The organism is Streptomyces sp. NPDC046831 (genome assembly GCF_040645305.1).
In the GTDB taxonomy this organism is placed as follows: Bacteria; Actinomycetota; Actinomycetes; order Streptomycetales; family Streptomycetaceae; genus Streptomyces.
This window is the reverse complement of sequence record NZ_JBEYXZ010000015.1, coordinates 26677-42761: the sequence shown is the minus strand read 5'-3', so window position 1 is coordinate 42761 and position 16085 is coordinate 26677. Positions and strand designations below refer to the sequence as shown.

Below are 16085 nucleotides of genomic sequence, written 5' to 3'. Positions count from 1 at the left end.
GCCTTCGTCAGCCGACCGGCGCTCGGAGTCGCCTTCGTCGGCCGACCCGCGCCCCGAGCCCACCTCGCCGGCCGACCTGCGGCCCCGCGTCGGGCGTCCGCGACGACGGCCCGTGCGATCGACCGCACTGGCGGCCGCGCTCGCCCTCGCGCTCGGCGGCCTCACCGCATCCCTCGCCGGCCACCCGCCCGGCGGCGATGAGCCGTCGGCCTCCGTCCGCGCCACACCGAAGCCCTCGCTGCCGGCCGCGCACAGCGGTGGCAGCCCGCAGTCCGCTGCCGGCCTGCCTTCCGGTGGCGTCGAGTCGTCGGCCCCCGCCCGCGCCACACCGAAGCCCCCGGCGCCGGCCGCACCCAGCGGCGACAGCCCGCGGAAGCACCGGGCGAGCGCCGGCTCGGTCCCACCGGCGACCCCGCTCACCTGGACGGCCGACTCCCATATCTGGCGACTCGAATGCGACCACGACTACGTCATCGCCAAGCCACCGCAGCAGGTCCCGCCACCGCCGACCCCGCAGGACGCCGCGGTGTGGGCCGCGTCGCAGGGGGCGGTGCACGGGCGCACCACCAATCTGCGGATCTCGGTGCAGGGACGGGGCTCCGCCGCCGTCGTCCTGGAGGCACTGCATGTGCGCATGGTCAACCGCACCACCCCCGCCGCCCGCCGGGGCACCGCCTACTCGATGTACGAAGGCTGCGGCGCCGTCCTCATCCCCCGCCACTTCTCCGTCGACCTCGACGCGCGCCGGCCCCTGGCCCGTTCGGTGCCCGGCAACGAGCCGGACAGACCGGCCCCCGCGATCGACTTCCCCTACCGGGTGTCCCTGCGGGAGCCGGAGGTCCTGCTGGTCTCCGCACGCACCGAGTCCTGCACCTGCGACTGGTACCTGGAACTCGACTGGTCCTCGCAGGGCCGGACCGGCACGCTGCGCATCGACGACCACGGCCGCCCGTTCCGCACCACCAGCGTCGAAGGACTACCGCGCTACTGGTACCGCAACCCCTCCGGCTGGGTCCCCATGACGACCGCCTACGACGACGAGGAGACCGGCGGCTGACGAGCAGCGGGCCCGGCCGCTGCGGTGCGGATCGCTCAGAACGCCGTCCCGCCGGGGAACAGCTCGCCCGGCCCTGGGCTCCTCACCCAGCCCTGTCCGCCACCCGGCGGGCGCGCTCACGCACGCCTGCCGGCCGTTCCGGCGGCTTCAGCACGTGGAACTGCTGGAGATTCTGATTCCGTTGACGACGTAGGAGTCGCTGAAGACGGTCTGGTGGTTCGGCGCGAGGCAGATCGAGCCCCCGCTCTGCAGCCGCAGATACACCACGTCGTCGTTCCGGGTGTTCAGGACTCCGTAGTGCGGCCGGGGGGTGACCGCCTGATAGGCGCTGGTGACGTCCCGGTACTTCGAGAGGGGGCGGCCCGCGAGCAGGGCGTCGTCGTCCACGTAGAAGCAGACGTAGGGGTACGGGCAGCCCTGGGTGGGGCCTTCCGCGTGGGCTGCGGACGCACCGGTCAGGGACATTGCCACGACGGCCATGCCGACCCCCGCGAAGCTTGCGGCCTTCCGGGCGATGGACTTCATTGAAACTCCAAAAATTGGACGAATGGTTCGACGCACCCCCGAGTGACGCGAGGCGCCACCCGGGGGAGTACGGCCGGACGGACGTGTGTGCTGTCACGAACTCCTCACGCGCCGGCGGTGCTCGAGGGTGTTCGGTGTGCACGACCGGGCTCGGCCGCCACGGCTCTGCTGCTCGTCGCGAATGCTCCTGCCGGCCACACGGACGTCCGGCCGGTGCTCGGCAGGTCGTGCGAGCGTCCGGGGCAGCCGCTGGGAAGCGGTCCCGATCGGTCGAGGCCCGTCACTTCGACATGATGAAGTCCAGGGCGAAGCCGGAAGAGGTCGTCCAATAGGTGACACGCTGACCGTCGTCCGCGTACAACGTGTCGACGGGCATGGGGACATCGATCGGCCCGCCCGCGCTGCTGCCGGGCTTGCGACCCTGGAGGCCGAGGGTGATGCTCTTCGCCGGGTACTCGTCCATGGCGCCGCCGCTGACGAGCAGGGCGGCATACGCCTCCGCACCCGGAGCGAGGGTGACGGGCACCCCCGGGTTCGGGTCGCTCTCCTTGATCACGGGGACCGTGGTCCGGGCATCGGCACCGAGCCGCACGAGGGGGTGGCGGTAGAGGTTGCACGCCCTGTCGCCGGCGTTCTGGACGGTGATGAGGAGGTGCCGGGCGTCCCTGCTGTCCGCGGGCTCCTTCACGGCGGACACCCCGAGGACCTCCTGGGAGCAGGCGGCGACGGTGCCCTTGTCACCACTGCCGCCCGAGCGGTGCGTCACCGCGCCCTCGGCCTTCCCGCCGATCGCCCCCGCCCCGGTGGCGGAGGCCTGTGCCGACAGACCGCACCCAAGAGCCAGGACGAGACCCACGGCCACGGCCGCACGGCGGCCGGCAAGGGACTTCACGTTCATATGCGTGTTCCTTCTCTGCTCGATACGAGGTCGCACACGCCCGCAGCCGCGGCACTGTGGTGAGCGCCCGCGCCCGCGCCCGCATCCCGGATGCCCGCATCCCCGATCCCCGCAGACATGGGTGTCCCCTGGGACGGGTGAGCTGGGGTGCCGTGGCGCTGCCGGACGGGCGGCCGCTTCAGCCGGTGCGACAGCCATAGCGTCGGACGCCTCGTGGGCCTGGGACAACAGCCGCCGGCGAACCTGCATCGGTGGGACGATCCCACCCCCGGCGACCTGCGCAAACACGTGACCCTGGGATGCCTGGTCGGGATGGGAACACCTGAGGCCGGCGGTCGGACACCCAGTGGACACACCCCGCGCCCGCCGTCTCACCCGGCAACGGCGCAGCCGGTCCGTTCCCGAAGGCTCTCCGGATCCTTGCCACTGGGCCTTCGAGCGCACGGCTCTGCGCGAGGCAGACGTCCGTGCCTGTGCGCCGCTGTGCGCCGACGGCGTCACGCAGCCGGACACTCATCCGGCCAACACGGAAGCACCGTTCAGGGTCAACTCGCTGTCGTCGAAGCCTTGGTGTGCGTCGGCCCACGGAACCACTGCGCGGCACGATCCTTGCGATCCCGTCCCCGCTGACCCCCGGGGCTCAACCAACCAGCTCCAGTCCGCTCCAGCTGCGTTCGCCGCCCGCCGCCCACGCATCCAGTAGCTGCCGGGCCTCGGTCTCAGGGGCGGCCAGCCAGACCGTCTGTGAGCCGCCGTGTGTCGGCACGCCGGCCTCGTCCCAGTCGACCCGGCCCTCGCTGCAGCAGGCGCACAGCATGTGGAAGCTGCTCGCCGGCTCGGCGCCGAAGTCCTGCGCGAAGAACGAAGCCACGAGGGCGTCGACGTCGGATGCGTCCGCTGCGTTCACGGTCGCACGCAGCGTCGGCAGCGGAGAGACCTCGAAGAGCAGCAGTTCGTCGAAGACAGCGACGCTCTGGCCGTCGTACGTCCGCTCGCCGGTCGGCTCCCCGTCGTGCACGACGATCTCGCCGAAGCGACGGCCTTTCGTGGCAGGGACGTTCATCACGCGTCCCCGCGTCGGGCACAGCCGCTGGATCCAGACCACCTCGCGCTCGCCACCCGTGTCCAGCCGTACGCACGCCGGGCCGAACGCCGCGCCCGGCGACGACATCGGCTGGAGCGTGCCGAGCGACGAGCTGTTCCAGTTCTGGTCCGACCAGTTGCAGGCGACCGACCTGTCGCTGTACGGGCGCAAGCTGTGGCAGATGATGAGCTCCTACTGGCCGACCGGCGACCAGCAGCCCAACGCCACCCCGGCGGAGATCGAGTTCGCGCGCCGCTGGCGGGACAGGCCGAAGGTGGTGTTCTCCTCGACGATCGACAAGGTCGACTGGAACACCCGCCTGGTCACCGGCGACGTGGTCGCCGAGATCACCCGGCTCAAGGCCGGGGATGGCGGCCCGATGGACATCGGCGGCGCGACGCTCGCAGGGGCGGCCATGCGGGCCGGGCTGATTGACGAGTACGTGCTGGCCACCGCGCCGGTCCTGGTGGGCGGCGGCACGCCGTTCTTCACCGCGCTGGACAGCTGGGTGAACCTGAACCTGGTGGAGACGCGGCCGTTTCCCTGCGGCGTGATCCTGACCAGGTACGAGACGAGGCGCTGAGCGCCCGTCCGGAGGCACGGGCCATATGCTCCGCGCAGCGGTGCTTCCCACGACCTTCGCCTGCGCGAGGCTGGGTGACGCCTCCTTGAACACGACGGTGCCCCCATACTCGTCACCCGGACGAGCACGGGGGCACCCTCATGCACGGCCAAATCAGGCTCGAGAGGCCCTACGGCGCCGCAGCGCCAGGTAACCGCCCGCAGCCACCAGCGCTGCCGCGACGCCCGACAGCAGGCCTACCGGGGCGCTGCTACCGGTCTCGGCCAGATCGCCGCCACCCTGCGCGGACGGGGATGCGCCAGCCGACGGGGCCGTCCCGCCCTCGCCGGAGGAGGCACTCGGCGCCGCGGTCGCATCGGCCGGGCCCGAGGGCGCGGTCGAATCTGCCGGGCCCGAGGGCGAGGACGACTCCGGCGAGGAGGGGGACACCGAGGCGGACGGCGGCGTACCGCCACCACCCTCGGAGCCCTTGCAGTCCGTCCAGAACACCTTGTGCTTGGCGGCCCCCTTCTCTCCGTCGAAGTTCCAGAACAGCTTGTAGTGCCCGTCGGGCAGGGACAGGTCCGCCGTACGGCCGTGGCCCTCGGCATCCAGAGTGAGGGCCCCGGACTTCACGGTCTCGCCCTTGGTGGCGGCGGTCGGGGCCCAGGCCTCGATGTGCCAGTCGACCTTCTGGACCGCGTCGAAGCCGAAGGCGTCGAGGTAGAACGTGCAGACGTGCGGCTCGTTGCGGCGCAGCTCCTCGCCTGTCTTGGCGTCGTGGATCTTCACCGTCCCGTTGTCACCGGGAGCGGTGGCGTGAGCGGCCGGTGCGAGGAGCAGCACGGCCGTAACGCCGGCGGTCAGCGCGCCGACGCGGATGTGAGTACGCATGGGGCAGGTCCATCTTCGTGATACGAGCGGGAAGATGTGGAGGGGGCAGCTCAGCATCCGGCCCTACATGGCGGCGCATCAAGCACGAACAGACAACGAATGAAGGCGCGGCACTCTGGAACGGCTCGTCACCGAGCGGGATGTATGGGTGTCGACAGCACATCCTGATCACGGGCCGCACCAGGTGCCGCTGTGGTTATGTGGGATGGGCGAGCAGTGTGGATGTGCACCAGTGCCACTTCCGCGACTGCGCGGAACGTCCGCGAGGAGCCGCGCGTGCGCCTGGCGCTGCCGGACGCCTTCGACGTCGTGCTTCTCCAGGGTGAGGCGGAATGCTTCCTGGACCAGGACGTGCCCGGAGACGCGGCCGAGGCGTTCGCCGCCAAGTTCGGGTGGGACCCGCGTGCGGAGGAAGGTTCCTCTCTGTATGTATGTGTGCGTGGTGCCGAAGAGTGTGCGCGCTTGGCGCGGCGAACCGGAACTACGCGGCAGAGTCATCATGCGCGACGGGACGTGGCTGGAATAGCAGCCGTCGCTGACTGACGCCGCTCTCCCCACCAGCAAGATCACGATCTAGGGCTGGAGTATTAGAGAGGGAGGCGCGGGTCCGTCACCCATTGGGCCGAAGGCTCGGCGCCCGGATGGCGGGAGCGCCGTGGCCGGGGTGATGACGGGCCCGCGCCGCGGGTAGCTGGCCTGAGTACGAAGTGTCCCGGCACCCTCTTGTGAGGCTGTAGCCGACGCCTGCACCGCCGCTACGAGCGCAAAGGCCGAGCACTTCCTCGCATTGGTTGGCATCGCCGCAGCTCTCATCAGCTACCGCCGACTCACCAACTGAAGCCACGTCTTAGCCGAAAGGCACGCCCCGGCATCGACCGTCTGCCAACATGGCATGACCTCGTCATTGTGAACCACTGTTCACTCAAGGACCATCACAACAGATATGGGGAAGCATGCAACTCACCACGCGATCCACGTGGGCCAAGGCCGCCGCCATCGGCCTTGCAACCGCCGCCGCCAGCATCCTGGGCCCCGTTCAGACCGCTGCCGCCGGCGAGTCTTGCACCCTCGGCATGTGCTCCGAGACCGTCAACCAGTCGTCCACCTGGGTCGTCGCCTACAAGAACTGGACCTGCAGCACCGGCAGCACCGGCACCTCCAGCACTGGCTGCGTGCAGACGAATGACAACACCAAGATCAGAACACTCGCCCCCTGGACGCAGACCCCGGGCGGAGAGGACTGGGACGCCTTCCGCGTAGACGCCGGCTACTGCTTCAAGGTCCGGTTCACCACCGTCTACGGCAGCAGCTCGACCAAGTACTACAACCGGTCCGGACTCGGTGCGGTGTACGTCAAGGTTGGGAATGACGCCACTGCTTACGTCCTGGCTCAGAAGTACGGCGCCTGCCCGTAACCCCAGCCGTGTCCAGCGGGCGCCCACATACTGCTGCGGGCTGCGGGGACATCCTCCCGCAGCCCTCTTTTAGCCGCTAGCGACTGGCGGCCCGACCCCGACGGCCACGTGTGCCCGGGCTGCACGACCGGCGAGGGGCCGGTCATCGAGCGGGGCGAGTGTCCCCGGTGCTGCGGCTCCACCGTCGACCTTGCGGCTGGGGGGCGCTGCCACTACTGCGGCCACCTCCAGCCGCACCCGGACGACGGGGACGACGTCCTCGTCGGTTGAGGTCCGGACACGTGAGTGCGGGTGTACCGGAGTCTGTGACTCCGGTACACCCGCACTCACGTGCTGGGAGGCTCCGAGTGGGCGCTCGCCCCGCCCGGGCCCAGTGCCCGGCGCTGCGGCCGGGCACCGTCCGCCCGGGGCGGCTGCCCGCTGCAGGGCTCCGCCTGGTGGCCGGTGTGCGCGAGCTGCTCCACGGGCAGTAGCCGCGCCCGCACTTCCTCGACGGCGCGCGGCCGCGCGGTCGGCCCGATGCCCAGTTCTCTGCGTGTCACAGGGTGATCCTGTCGCATCGGCATCGGCATCGGCGTCGGGCCGGCTGCAGGACCTGCGCCCGTACTTCCGGTGGTGCCGGAGACGGGCGCTTGCGTAGCGGGCTCAGTTCTGGAGCTTCGTGCCCTCGGGCGAGGTGAGGCCCTTTTCCGGGTGGGCACGGAACGTCGCCGTCCAAGTGGTGGGCGGACAGGACGTGCCGTTCGGGTGCTGCTCCGTCAGTCTGGCCCGGGTGCTGTCCTCCACGACCGTGTCGCCGCTCTCCACGGAGGTCACGGTGAGCCGCACCGGCACGGCGGACGCACCGATGTCGTCGGGGAGGCGGACCGACAGCGACGCGAACGGGTCGGCGGGACGGCCCGATGTCCGCTCCTCGCAGGTGCCGTCCACGCATAGCCGGATACTCGCCGCGTCCCGGCCGCCGAAGTCGGCGGGCCGCCACACGGCGGAGACCTGCGAGTCCGCGTCGGCCTCTGCGTGACGGCGAGTATCCCCCCAGGCTGGCCAGGGTGGTGGTCGCGTTCTGGAACAGCTCCTGCCGGAGTCGCGCCCACCGGGCGCTCCGGAAGAGCATCTTCAGCTTCTGCCACCTGTGTTGGCGGAGTTGACAGCCCATGAGCGCGCCGTAGCTGTTGTTTCGGCACGAGCCACCACGTCCCTCGGCCCCGCACCACACGGGCACGTTGAAGAAGAAGTAGAAGGCGCTGATCCCGGACAGGACAAGGAGCGCGACCCGGCCCCGCATGGGCACGGCGAAGACAACCCAGCCCCAGTGCTTCCCACCGTATCCAGGCCGACGACATCGCCGAGCGCGGCATCGACCTCCTGGCCCCGGTCCGGCACCTCCTCGACCTGACGCCGCAGGGCCGTGGCGACTGGTACCGACCCTCGGCTACTGACCGCCACCGCCGTCCACCCCAGGAGTACGGGCGGCAAGCCGAACGGCACCCGCCCCGTCGGGGTGGGTGCCGTGCGACGGCCTCGCTGCGGAGCTAACCGGCCAGGGAGGAGGCGTAAGGGGACAGGGCGGGAGCCAGCTGCACCCCGTGCGCCAGACCGAGGGCGGTGATGGCGTCGGGCAGGCCGCGCCCGACACGTGCCGCCTCCATGGTGCCCGGGGCGGCCAGCGGTCGGCAGCTCGCGGCGATGATCTCGAACAGGTGCTGCACCCGGCCGGCTCCGCGGGGCAGGAGCTGGCCGTGGAAGTCCTCGTGGTGAGCGAGGACCAGGGCGGCGAGGCCGGTGACGTGGGCCGAGGCCGTGCCGGTGCCGTCGAGAGCCGTGTATCCGCCTCGCGGTGAGCACGAGAGGACCGCCACGCCGGGCGCGGCCGCGTCGACCCCGGGGCCGTAGCAACTGAACGGCGCGGCGAACAGGCCTTCCGGGGTCAGCTGCGGGCCCACGTGGGTCGCCTGGGAGGTGTCCGCCGGGAAGGACCCGAAGACGCCGAGCGCACCCACGGTGAACACGGTGGGCAGCGAGCCGGGGAAGCACACCGGCCCACCCAAGTCTCCCGCCGGGGCGACGCAGGCGATGCCCGCCGTGTTGGCGTCGGCCAGTTTGTGTGAGACCAGCGCCGACGGGTACGGCGTCGCCACCGCGATGTGCGCGATGTCGACCTCCCGCTCGATGCAGTGGTCGAGGGCTGCGATCAGGTCGCTGAAGCGGCCGTCGGGCAGCACCTGGCAGACCTCGATCTCGGCGTCGGCCGCCGTGCCGATGACGCCCTTGCCGGTGTCCGCCGCCGCGATGATGCCCGCGGTGTGGGTACCGGTGCCGACGGTGTCGTGGGCCCAGCCCTCTTGGGTGCCGCGGACGAGATCGATCCCGCTGCGTACGCGCTGCCGCAGATCGGGATGCTCGGCGGTGACGCCCGTACCGATCAACGCGATCCTGACTCCGAAGGCGCGGAACGTGGGGGGCAGCCGGTCCAGCCGCATGGCCTGCTGGCCCCAGCCGTACTGCTGTCGCTCCTCCAGCCCCGGATACACCTTGGCCAGCGGTGTGAGGGTGACCAGGTTCTCCTCGGTCGCCGACAGCTGCGGACGGTTGATCCAGCGGTCGATGTAGCCGCCCGCGGGCCGCACGTACAGGGACTGGACGGACTCCACGGTCTCCGTCGACAGCATGACGGTGACCGTCCCGTCGTCCCCGGTCAGGCCCTGGGCCGGCCACGACGACCCGATCAGGAACACTCCGGCGCCGGCCAGCGGCTCTCCCTCCGGGCCGCAGACCCGCAAGCCGATCTCCACGGGCTGTTCCAGCGGCGTGACCAGTCCCGGGTCCCGCAGGGGGATCCCCGCGGCCGGCGCGGCGGCCGGTCCGGCCACGGACAGCGGCAGGTCCGGCTCGATGTGCACGTGCAGCGTCCGCATCGCCGGCAGCTGGGCCTCGGGTGCCTCGACGACCACGATGTCCGGGCACACGGAGGGCAGCCCGGCCGATCGCAGCTTCGCCGACGGCCGGAGTCTGCGGGTCACGGTGACCTCGGGCATCCTCTCCATCTGCTCACACACCGCGTCCATGCCGAGTTCGGGCACTCCCGGTGGGAGCAGGTGCTGCGGCAGCGGAGCCACCATGTAGCGCTCACGGCGCGGCCGCACCCGGAACGGTGACTGTGCGCCTTTCGTGCGCGACTGCTTATCCTTGCCCTCGGGTCCGGGTCCGGGTCCGGGTGCGGGTCCGCCGGCCCCCGCGCCGCCCCCGGGCCCGCTCGCGCGGTTGTTTCCGGGCCTTTCCTTGACCATCACGTCCACCTTCACCACGCCTATGTCGTAACTGGTGCTCCTGGTCCGGGGTGACCGGGCAGTCGGCGCTTCCGCGGGGAAGCGCCGCCACGGTGACGCGGTGCGCCCGGAACCGCTCCGGACGCACCGCGACACGCTGCCCTGGAGGTCAGCCGATACCGAACTGACCCATCTGGCCGAAACCGAAGCCAGGCTGCGGGAACTGCTGGCCGAACCCACCGCCCCACGGCTGCTGACCGGTCATGCCCGGCTGCGGACCCTGCGGGCCGCCCTGGCCCTGCGGGCCGTGCTGGAGCAGCGACGCGACCGCGATCGGCAGCGCCTGCTGCACAGACTGCTCCACCGCGTGGCGGATGCCCGAGTGCAGCGCGCGGTGCAGCGCCACGGCCAGGTACGGGTGCGCCTGCGGAGCCATGTGCGGCGGCAGCTGGTGCTGGAGCTGCTGGATGTGCTGGAACGTCTGCTGGACCTGCTGCGCCGCCTGCTGGGCCGTCTGCTGACACGCTTGCTGGATGGCCTGCAGGACCACCTGAGCGATCGGGGCCCCACCCGGCTGCGGACCGCCGAACTGCGGACCGCCGAGCGGGCCGCCGAGCTGCGGGCCGCCGAGCTGCGGACCGCCGGGCTGCGGACCGAACTGCTGGAGGGGTGGAGTACCGGTCATCACCGACATGAATGCTCCTTCCGAGCATGAGGGAAAATGCCGACATACCTCTTGATCGGCATTTTCAAGACAATCGGACCACTTGAAGCTAAGTGGGCGTTGACACAGCCGCAAACGGGGCGATCGGCGATGCCGCACACCTGCCCGGTGAGGAGGCAGCGGAGGAACCTCGGCGATGTGAGCCGTTCAGGTGAACGCCGGACCGTCTGACGGCTGTGAAAGGCGCAGGCCAGGTCGGCGGAGCACGGTGACGGACAACGGGCGTGGAAAGACTCTGGAGTTCCCCGGTCTGCTGCGGCTGATCGGGGAACAGTTGACTGCCTCCCGCGCCACGGTCGCCTCCGCGCCCGCCCTCGACATGCAGGTGCCGGCCTACCACTGTTCGATCTGGCGCAGCCCCTGGGCGAGGGGGCGTCCCGGCCGCGCCCCGGGAACGCGAGACCCTGCTGGACCTGTGGGCCGCATCGACGCAGCAACTACTGGACGCACTGCGGGAGTCCGGCCCGGATCGCGGCTCCGGCTCGTCCGGGCCGCAGCCTGGTCTCGCCATCGCGCCCACCAACCACACGGTCAAGGACGCCGTGGCTGACTGGCTGGAGTTCGGACTGGCGGGCCCCGACCCCAGCACTGTCGAGACCGTCACGCTCCTGAGCCGCAACCACGTCATCCCGTCTCTCGGCGCGCGCAAACTGCGCGACCTGAGTGCGGAGGACGTGGATCGCTGGCTGGCCACCAAGGCCGAGACGCTCAGCACTCGCACGCTTCGGGGGATTCACTCCTGCCTCAACCGCGCGGTCAAGCGGGCCATGGCGTGGGACAAGGTGAAGCGCAATGTCGTCGAGCTGTGCTCGGTGCCCCAAGGGCAGGGCGGGCGCCCGTCCAAGGCGCTCACCTTCGCCCAGGCCGAGGCCGTGCTCGAGGGCGCCGAGGGAACCTCGATGTACGCGTACATCGTCGTCGCGCTCTTGACCGGGGCCCGTACGGAAGAACTCCGGGCTCTCACCTGGGACGACGTCTTCCTGAAAGGCCGGCCGGCCCTCGACCCGCCGCAGCCTCCGCACATCGCCGTCCGGCGGTCGGTGCGGAGGAGCGGGGACACCAAGACCCGAAAGTCACGGCGCACGCTCGCTCTGCCGGCGCGCTGCGTGGATGCCCTCTGGCAGCAGTTCGAGGATCAGGGGTGGGACCGGCTCGCCTCTGATGAGGAGTGGGAGGAACACGGCCTGGTCTTCTCGTCGGCCGTGGGCAAGCCGCTCGACGCCGCCACCAACGTCCGCCGTGACGTCCGCCAGGCGCTCAAGGGCATCGATGGGATCAACGCCGACGAGTGGACTCCGCGGGAGCTGCGGTACAGCTTCGTCTCGCTGCTCTCCGACCGGGGCGTCCCCCTGGAGGAGATCTCTCGGCTCGTCGGGCACTCCGGGACGGCTGTGACCGAGGAGGTCTACCGGAAGCAGATCCGGCCCGTGATTCAGACCGGTGCCGTGGTCATGGAAGGCATCTCGCCGTTGCCCAAGGCGCCGGAGCTGGAGCGGATCGGCCCCGGGTACGGGCTGAGGGCCGTGGAACTGCCCACCGAGGACGAGTTCCACACCGCGCTCGGCCGGGCCGGGACGATCTTCGGCAGGACCGTCTCCCGGGTCCTGTTCGCCCGCAACGTCGCCCGGCTCGCCGAAGGCGTGCGCGCGGTCGCGGAGGAACACCGCGTGGCCCTCGGCGAAGTGCGCACCCTCCTGACACAGCACGCCGCCCCCCTCGGGCTGACCGGGCCCGGCGGCGCCGACGCGCCCCCTCTGAAGTCCACCAAGGCCGCCGCCGACCTCGTCGCCCGGCTGCTGCGCACCACCGAACCGGCCGCGTGCGTGCGGGAGCTGGCCGCCGCCGCGTACGACGTGACCGACGAGGAGATCGCGGGCGCCCTGCGGCACGCCTCGGAAGTCGCCGCCGCGCTGCGCGGCACCCAGTGGTCCCTGCTGGAGGACGTACGCCGCGACCTCGCCGTACGACAGGACGGCCTCGGCGAGCGAGCGGCCCGGTTCCTGGACGAGGTGCACCGCACCGCCCGCGAGCACGAGCAGAACGTTTCGCTCGTGCCCGTCCTGGACCGGCTCCCGGACACCGTCATGGCCCTGATGCGCGAGGCCACCCGCCTCGCCCAGCCCGCACAGCCGTCCACTCCGCCGTGGCTCCGGTCACCCCGGAGCCGACCGCCGAGGACGTCAGCCTCACCGACCACGGCAAGCCCTCCGTCCCCTCGACGCCCGTGCCGGACCGGCCCTCCACGCCGGACGACGCCTCCCGCGGCCAGGGCGGCGCGCAGACCGCGCAGAGGCCGACTCGTGCGGCTCCAGCAGCTGCTCCAGGCGCTCGGTGTCGTCCATGGGTGAGGAGGCCTTGCGGGCCCGGTCCAGGCAGGCGGCGGAAAGGCCAAGTGGAGCGGCACGGGCTTCGGCCAGGGCACCTCCTTCGAAGTCACCCGCGCCGTGCGCGAGGTGCTGCTCGGCACGGATCCGCCCATCGCCTTGACCCAACGCGCCACCACGACGCTCAAGGAGGCACGTGAGGTCTTCCTGGAAAAGGTCCACCCAGGCGGCACGTTGATCGTGCGGGACCAATCGGGGCAACTTCGCTGGTGGACCTGGGCAGGCCACCGGGCGAACGCGACTCTGGCCGCCACGTTGGAGGGGATCGCGGTGCCGGCCCAGTGCATCAACGATCACTGGATCCGTCTGCGGGAAGACCTCACTCCACCGGTGTGGAAAGAAGTGCTGAGCGAGGCTCCGAACCGGCTCTGTCTTCCCCCTGTCGACGAACGGGCGGTGCGGGGACTGAAATTCGGGGACGCGTTGCCGCCGCGGCTGGCAGAGGCGAAATTGTCGGCCCGGCTGGCCGACTTGGAGTCCGCCGCAACTGTTATCGCTGAACCCGTGCGTTTCGTCTACACAGGTGCGTAGAACCCGGATGACCGTGCGCGCCCAGTCGGCATTCTTGCTGAACCTGACATTCGGTGCGGCCTTGTGTGAGGGAGCTCACCAGGGAAAGTGGCACGGTCGAGGTCTTTACCGGATCTGAGTTGATCGCAGGTCGGTGGATAGCACCGGGACTGCGTGCAGAAGGAGGACCTGGGCCTTTCACACTATTGGGCGGCCTCAGGCTTCATTCGCCGCAAAGAGCATGACTGCACCCGTAACGTCAGCAACATGACGAATGAATATGGAAGCCACGGCACGCCGCTCGCCGAGTATCGGCTCACACGCATCGCGCCAGCCGTGAGGAACGCGCGTCCGGGAATCTCCGCCGTTCGGCGCGGATCAGGAAAAGCCTGCTTGAACCCTCGGGCGGAGAGGCGCCTTCAGCAGCCACGGCTGAGGTGATCCCTCCGCCCCGCGGTCGCGGTCTGTGTTGTCCGAGAGGGCCGCTTCGCCCATCGTGCCGGACCGTCTAACCTGCGGAGCATGATTCGTGCGGTGGTATTCGACGTGGGTGAGTGCCTTGTTGACGAGACCCGGGAGTACGGGACGTGGGCTGACTGGCTGGGGGTGCCACGGCACACCTTCGCGGCCATGTTCGGGGCGGTCATCGCGCAGGGTCGTGACTACCGGGAGACGTTTCAGGAGTTCCGGCCCGGGTTCGATCTGACCGAGGAGCGGGAGAAGCGCGCGGCTGCCGGACAACCGGAGTGGTTCGGCGAGGATGACCTGTACCCGGACGTGCGGCCCACGCTGGCTGCCCTGCGTGCGGCGGGGCTGTGGGTGGGCATCGCCGGGAACCAGACCGTGCGGGCCGGCAGCCTGCTGCGGGGGCTGGATCTCCCTTCCGACATGATCGCCACCAGCGATGACTGGGGGGTGTCGAAGCCGGATGTGAAGTTTTTCGAGAGTGTCATCGAGGCGACGCCTGCCGAGCCGGGCGAGATTCTGTACGTCGGTGACCGGCTCGACAACGACATCCGCCCGGCTGTGCAGGCGGGGCTTCTGACCGCGCTGATCCGGCGCGGTCCCTGGGGGACGATCCAGCAGCGTGACCCGGACGCGAACGCGATCACGACGATGCGCATCGACTCGCTCGCGGAGCTGCCGGAGAAGATCGCCAAGTTCAACGCTGAAGGGCGCTGACCGTCGTACTCCAGTCGTAGAGACGATCATCGAGGTCCCGGATGCATCGCTCGTTCTGCCAGGGGGCGAGCGTGCGCCGGACCTCGCGGATGCGGTCCATGCCCATGGCGTACCAGGTGATCGCCAGCTGGTCGAGAGCCTGGATGGCGTACCTGCATGCCTCCTCCGGCCTTCCGTCGGCGGCTTCGACCGCGGCTAGATCGCCGAGGACGACGGTGCGCTGTTTGTCTGACTCGGGTGGCAGATCGTCGAGCACCTCCTGGAGCGTCTGGCGCGCTTGCGGCAGGTGGCCGGCCTTCAGCTGCGTGTTGCCTTTGAACGCGGCCAGGCGGACGGGGCTGAACCAGTCCAGCCACTCAGGAGTGGCGTGTTCGGAGCCCGTGGACAGTGTGTCTTCGGCATGGCGGATCAAGCGCAGTGCCGCGTGCGGATCTCCGCAGCGGGTCTCGCATTCCGCTTCGACAGCATCCAGCCATGCCCAGAACTCCGCTGACGCCGGTCCGCGGCGAGCGTAGGTACGGGCGGCCAACATGCGCTCGACTGCCGCCTCCCGGTCATCCACCCAGCCCGGGATGAAGGCCATGTGCGCGAGGACGGCTGCCCCGAGCAGCGGATCGTCCGCTTCAGCTGCAGCCTGCAGAGCCCGCAGGAGGGTCTCCGAAGCCTGTTCCGACTGTCGCAGGTCGAAGAACTCGATACGACCGACCAGGAGATAGGACTCGGCCAAGGCGGCAGCGAGGGTCTGACGGGCCGGGTTGGCCGTCTCTGGGAGGAGAACGCAGCCGAGACGAGCGTGCTCCAGGACCGCCGGGTGCAGCACGGCCGGGGCGACGGACCAGTACAAATGCCGGTGTGAGCGCGTGACAGCCTCGAAGTCCCTGCTGACAGTGGCTGGTTGCGTCGTGGCCCCACCTTGAGCGGGGACGGCCGCCAGCCGGGCTCCGGACAGGGACGCGCGAGGGGTGTTGTCGATCGCTGTTCCGGGCTGGGGCCGTGTGCTTCCCCACGGAGGGGTGAAGCCGAGGTCTTCCATGCTCTGGCCCAGGAGGTGGGTCAGGACCCGGTGCACATCGGGCTGGGGCCAGGGCGGTGTGGCGGACTCCCAGCGTCGGATCTGTCGGACGCCGACAGCAAGCCCTCTGATGCCCAGCGTTGGCGCCGCCTTGGTGATGGCGTCGGCCAGCGCCTGCTGGGAGTTGTATCCGGCGGCCAGGCGGGCGGCCTTGAGTCTGGTGTTGCCTGCGGGTCGGGACATGGATCTCCTCCAGGGCGAGCTCTCCTCAGAGAGTGACATGCAATGTCCTCAGGCGGCCAAAAATCATCCCGCCGGCAGCAACTTGGCCCTGTCAGGGTCCTATTGATGACCTGTCAGAGTCCTCGAAAGAGGACCTCGCGGGTCAGCATGATGTCACTGCGCCACAACGAAGCCACGTCCCCACCAGGCTGCTCTGCTCACCGCTGAGGTGGCGGGGCGGGCGACGGGGCCGGCGCCACCGTGTCCGGTTGTCGCAGGACTGGTTAAGCGCCGCCGCACCCAAGACTCCCCGAGTGGGGCGGCGCTCACCGTTCTCAGGTGGACGCACG

At 70.4% G+C, this 16085-nt stretch carries 14 protein-coding genes and 2 pseudogenes; 7 read left to right on the top strand and 9 right to left on the bottom strand.

The window, feature by feature from the left end; genetic code table 11:
• Positions 1–112 precede the first annotated feature (112 nt).
• Positions 113–1057 (top strand): hypothetical protein, encoded by a 945-nt coding sequence (locus ABZ920_RS15515; RefSeq protein WP_361504248.1) that lies wholly within the window; start codon positions 113–115, stop codon positions 1055–1057.
• Between the two features lie 147 nt (positions 1058–1204).
• On the opposite strand, the gene ABZ920_RS15510 is transcribed toward ABZ920_RS15515, so the two are convergent.
• The 3 genes from ABZ920_RS15510 to ABZ920_RS15500 all read right to left on the bottom strand — a co-directional run bounded on the left by ABZ920_RS15510 (position 1205) and on the right by ABZ920_RS15500 (position 3543).
• Complete coding sequence (locus ABZ920_RS15510) at positions 1205–1582, bottom strand: hypothetical protein (RefSeq protein ID WP_361503993.1); 378 nt, start codon at positions 1580–1582, stop codon at positions 1205–1207.
• 280 nt (positions 1583–1862) lie between these two features.
• Positions 1863–2480, bottom strand: a complete 618-nt coding sequence (locus tag ABZ920_RS15505) for a DUF4232 domain-containing protein (RefSeq protein ID WP_361503990.1) — start codon at positions 2478–2480, stop codon at positions 1863–1865.
• 640 nt (positions 2481–3120) lie between these two features.
• On the bottom strand, positions 3121–3543 hold the full coding sequence (locus ABZ920_RS15500; protein ID WP_361503988.1) for a hypothetical protein: 423 nt from the start codon (positions 3541–3543) through the stop codon (positions 3121–3123).
• A 58-nt stretch (positions 3544–3601) separates the two neighbouring features.
• On the opposite strand from ABZ920_RS15500, the gene ABZ920_RS15495 reads away from it, so the two are divergent.
• Entirely contained in the window at positions 3602–4147 is a 546-nt protein-coding gene (locus ABZ920_RS15495) for a dihydrofolate reductase family protein (RefSeq protein WP_361503985.1), read from the top strand.
• Between the two features lie 153 nt (positions 4148–4300).
• Here ABZ920_RS15495 and ABZ920_RS15490 read toward each other — a convergent pair whose 3' ends face one another.
• On the bottom strand, positions 4301–5020 hold the full coding sequence (locus ABZ920_RS15490; protein ID WP_361503982.1) for an LPXTG cell wall anchor domain-containing protein: 720 nt from the start codon (positions 5018–5020) through the stop codon (positions 4301–4303).
• Between the two features lie 115 nt (positions 5021–5135).
• Between ABZ920_RS15490 and ABZ920_RS15485 the strand changes: the two are divergent.
• Positions 5136–5546: pseudogene (locus tag ABZ920_RS15485) on the top strand (pyridoxamine 5'-phosphate oxidase family protein).
• Between the two features lie 427 nt (positions 5547–5973).
• On the top strand, positions 5974–6435 hold the full coding sequence (locus ABZ920_RS15480) for a hypothetical protein (RefSeq protein WP_361503979.1): 462 nt from the start codon (positions 5974–5976) through the stop codon (positions 6433–6435).
• A 326-nt stretch (positions 6436–6761) separates the two neighbouring features.
• On the opposite strand, the gene ABZ920_RS15475 is transcribed toward ABZ920_RS15480, so the two are convergent.
• The 4 genes from ABZ920_RS15475 to ABZ920_RS15460 all read right to left on the bottom strand — a co-directional run bounded on the left by ABZ920_RS15475 (position 6762) and on the right by ABZ920_RS15460 (position 10395).
• Positions 6762–6977: a hypothetical protein gene (locus ABZ920_RS15475; RefSeq protein WP_361503976.1), complete on the bottom strand. Its 216-nt coding sequence runs from the start codon at positions 6975–6977 to the stop codon at positions 6762–6764.
• Between the two features lie 103 nt (positions 6978–7080).
• Entirely contained in the window at positions 7081–7365 is a 285-nt protein-coding gene (locus ABZ920_RS15470; protein WP_361503973.1) for a hypothetical protein, read from the bottom strand.
• 602 nt (positions 7366–7967) lie between these two features.
• Complete coding sequence (locus ABZ920_RS15465; RefSeq protein WP_361503970.1) at positions 7968–9554, bottom strand: S8 family serine peptidase; 1587 nt, start codon at positions 9552–9554, stop codon at positions 7968–7970.
• Between the two features lie 316 nt (positions 9555–9870).
• Positions 9871–10395, bottom strand: coding sequence for a hypothetical protein (locus ABZ920_RS15460; RefSeq protein ID WP_361503967.1), 525 nt, complete (start codon positions 10393–10395; stop codon positions 9871–9873).
• Between the two features lie 470 nt (positions 10396–10865).
• Here ABZ920_RS15460 and ABZ920_RS15455 point away from each other — a divergent pair.
• The 3 genes and pseudogenes from ABZ920_RS15455 to ABZ920_RS15445 form a co-directional block, all read left to right on the top strand.
• Positions 10866–11888: pseudogene (locus ABZ920_RS15455) on the top strand (site-specific integrase); the annotation flags it as partial.
• A 981-nt stretch (positions 11889–12869) separates the two neighbouring features.
• Positions 12870–13340, top strand: coding sequence for a hypothetical protein (locus ABZ920_RS15450; RefSeq protein WP_361504245.1), 471 nt, complete (start codon positions 12870–12872; stop codon positions 13338–13340).
• 501 nt (positions 13341–13841) lie between these two features.
• A complete protein-coding gene (locus tag ABZ920_RS15445) occupies positions 13842–14501 on the top strand; it encodes an HAD family hydrolase (RefSeq protein ID WP_361503965.1) in 660 nt (219 codons plus the stop codon).
• Here ABZ920_RS15445 and ABZ920_RS15440 read toward each other — a convergent pair.
• On the bottom strand, positions 14482–15756 hold the full coding sequence (locus ABZ920_RS15440; RefSeq protein ID WP_361503962.1) for a transcriptional regulator: 1275 nt from the start codon (positions 15754–15756) through the stop codon (positions 14482–14484). The two genes, ABZ920_RS15445 and ABZ920_RS15440, sit on opposite strands and share 20 nt — an antisense overlap.
• Positions 15757–16085: the final 329 nt, after the last annotated feature.

Excerpts from the sequence above, each read along its gene's own strand:
- ABZ920_RS15510 (WP_361503993.1), bottom strand. The coding sequence starts at position 1,582 with ATGAAGTCCATCGCCCGGAAGGCCGCAAGCTTCGCGGGGGTCGGCATG.
- ABZ920_RS15505 (WP_361503990.1), bottom strand. The coding sequence starts at position 2,480 with ATGAACGTGAAGTCCCTTGCCGGCCGCCGTGCGGCCGTGGCCGTGGGT.
- ABZ920_RS15500 (WP_361503988.1), bottom strand. The coding sequence starts at position 3,543 with ATGAACGTCCCTGCCACGAAAGGCCGTCGCTTCGGCGAGATCGTCGTG.
- ABZ920_RS15490 (WP_361503982.1), bottom strand. The coding sequence starts at position 5,020 with ATGCGTACTCACATCCGCGTCGGCGCGCTGACCGCCGGCGTTACGGCC.
- ABZ920_RS15480 (WP_361503979.1), top strand. The coding sequence starts at position 5,974 with ATGCAACTCACCACGCGATCCACGTGGGCCAAGGCCGCCGCCATCGGC.
- ABZ920_RS15465 (WP_361503970.1), bottom strand. The coding sequence starts at position 9,554 with ATGGTGGCTCCGCTGCCGCAGCACCTGCTCCCACCGGGAGTGCCCGAA.
- ABZ920_RS15460 (WP_361503967.1), bottom strand. The coding sequence starts at position 10,395 with ATGTCGGTGATGACCGGTACTCCACCCCTCCAGCAGTTCGGTCCGCAG.
- ABZ920_RS15445 (WP_361503965.1), top strand. The coding sequence starts at position 13,842 with ATGATTCGTGCGGTGGTATTCGACGTGGGTGAGTGCCTTGTTGACGAG.
- ABZ920_RS15440 (WP_361503962.1), bottom strand. The coding sequence starts at position 15,756 with ATGTCCCGACCCGCAGGCAACACCAGACTCAAGGCCGCCCGCCTGGCC.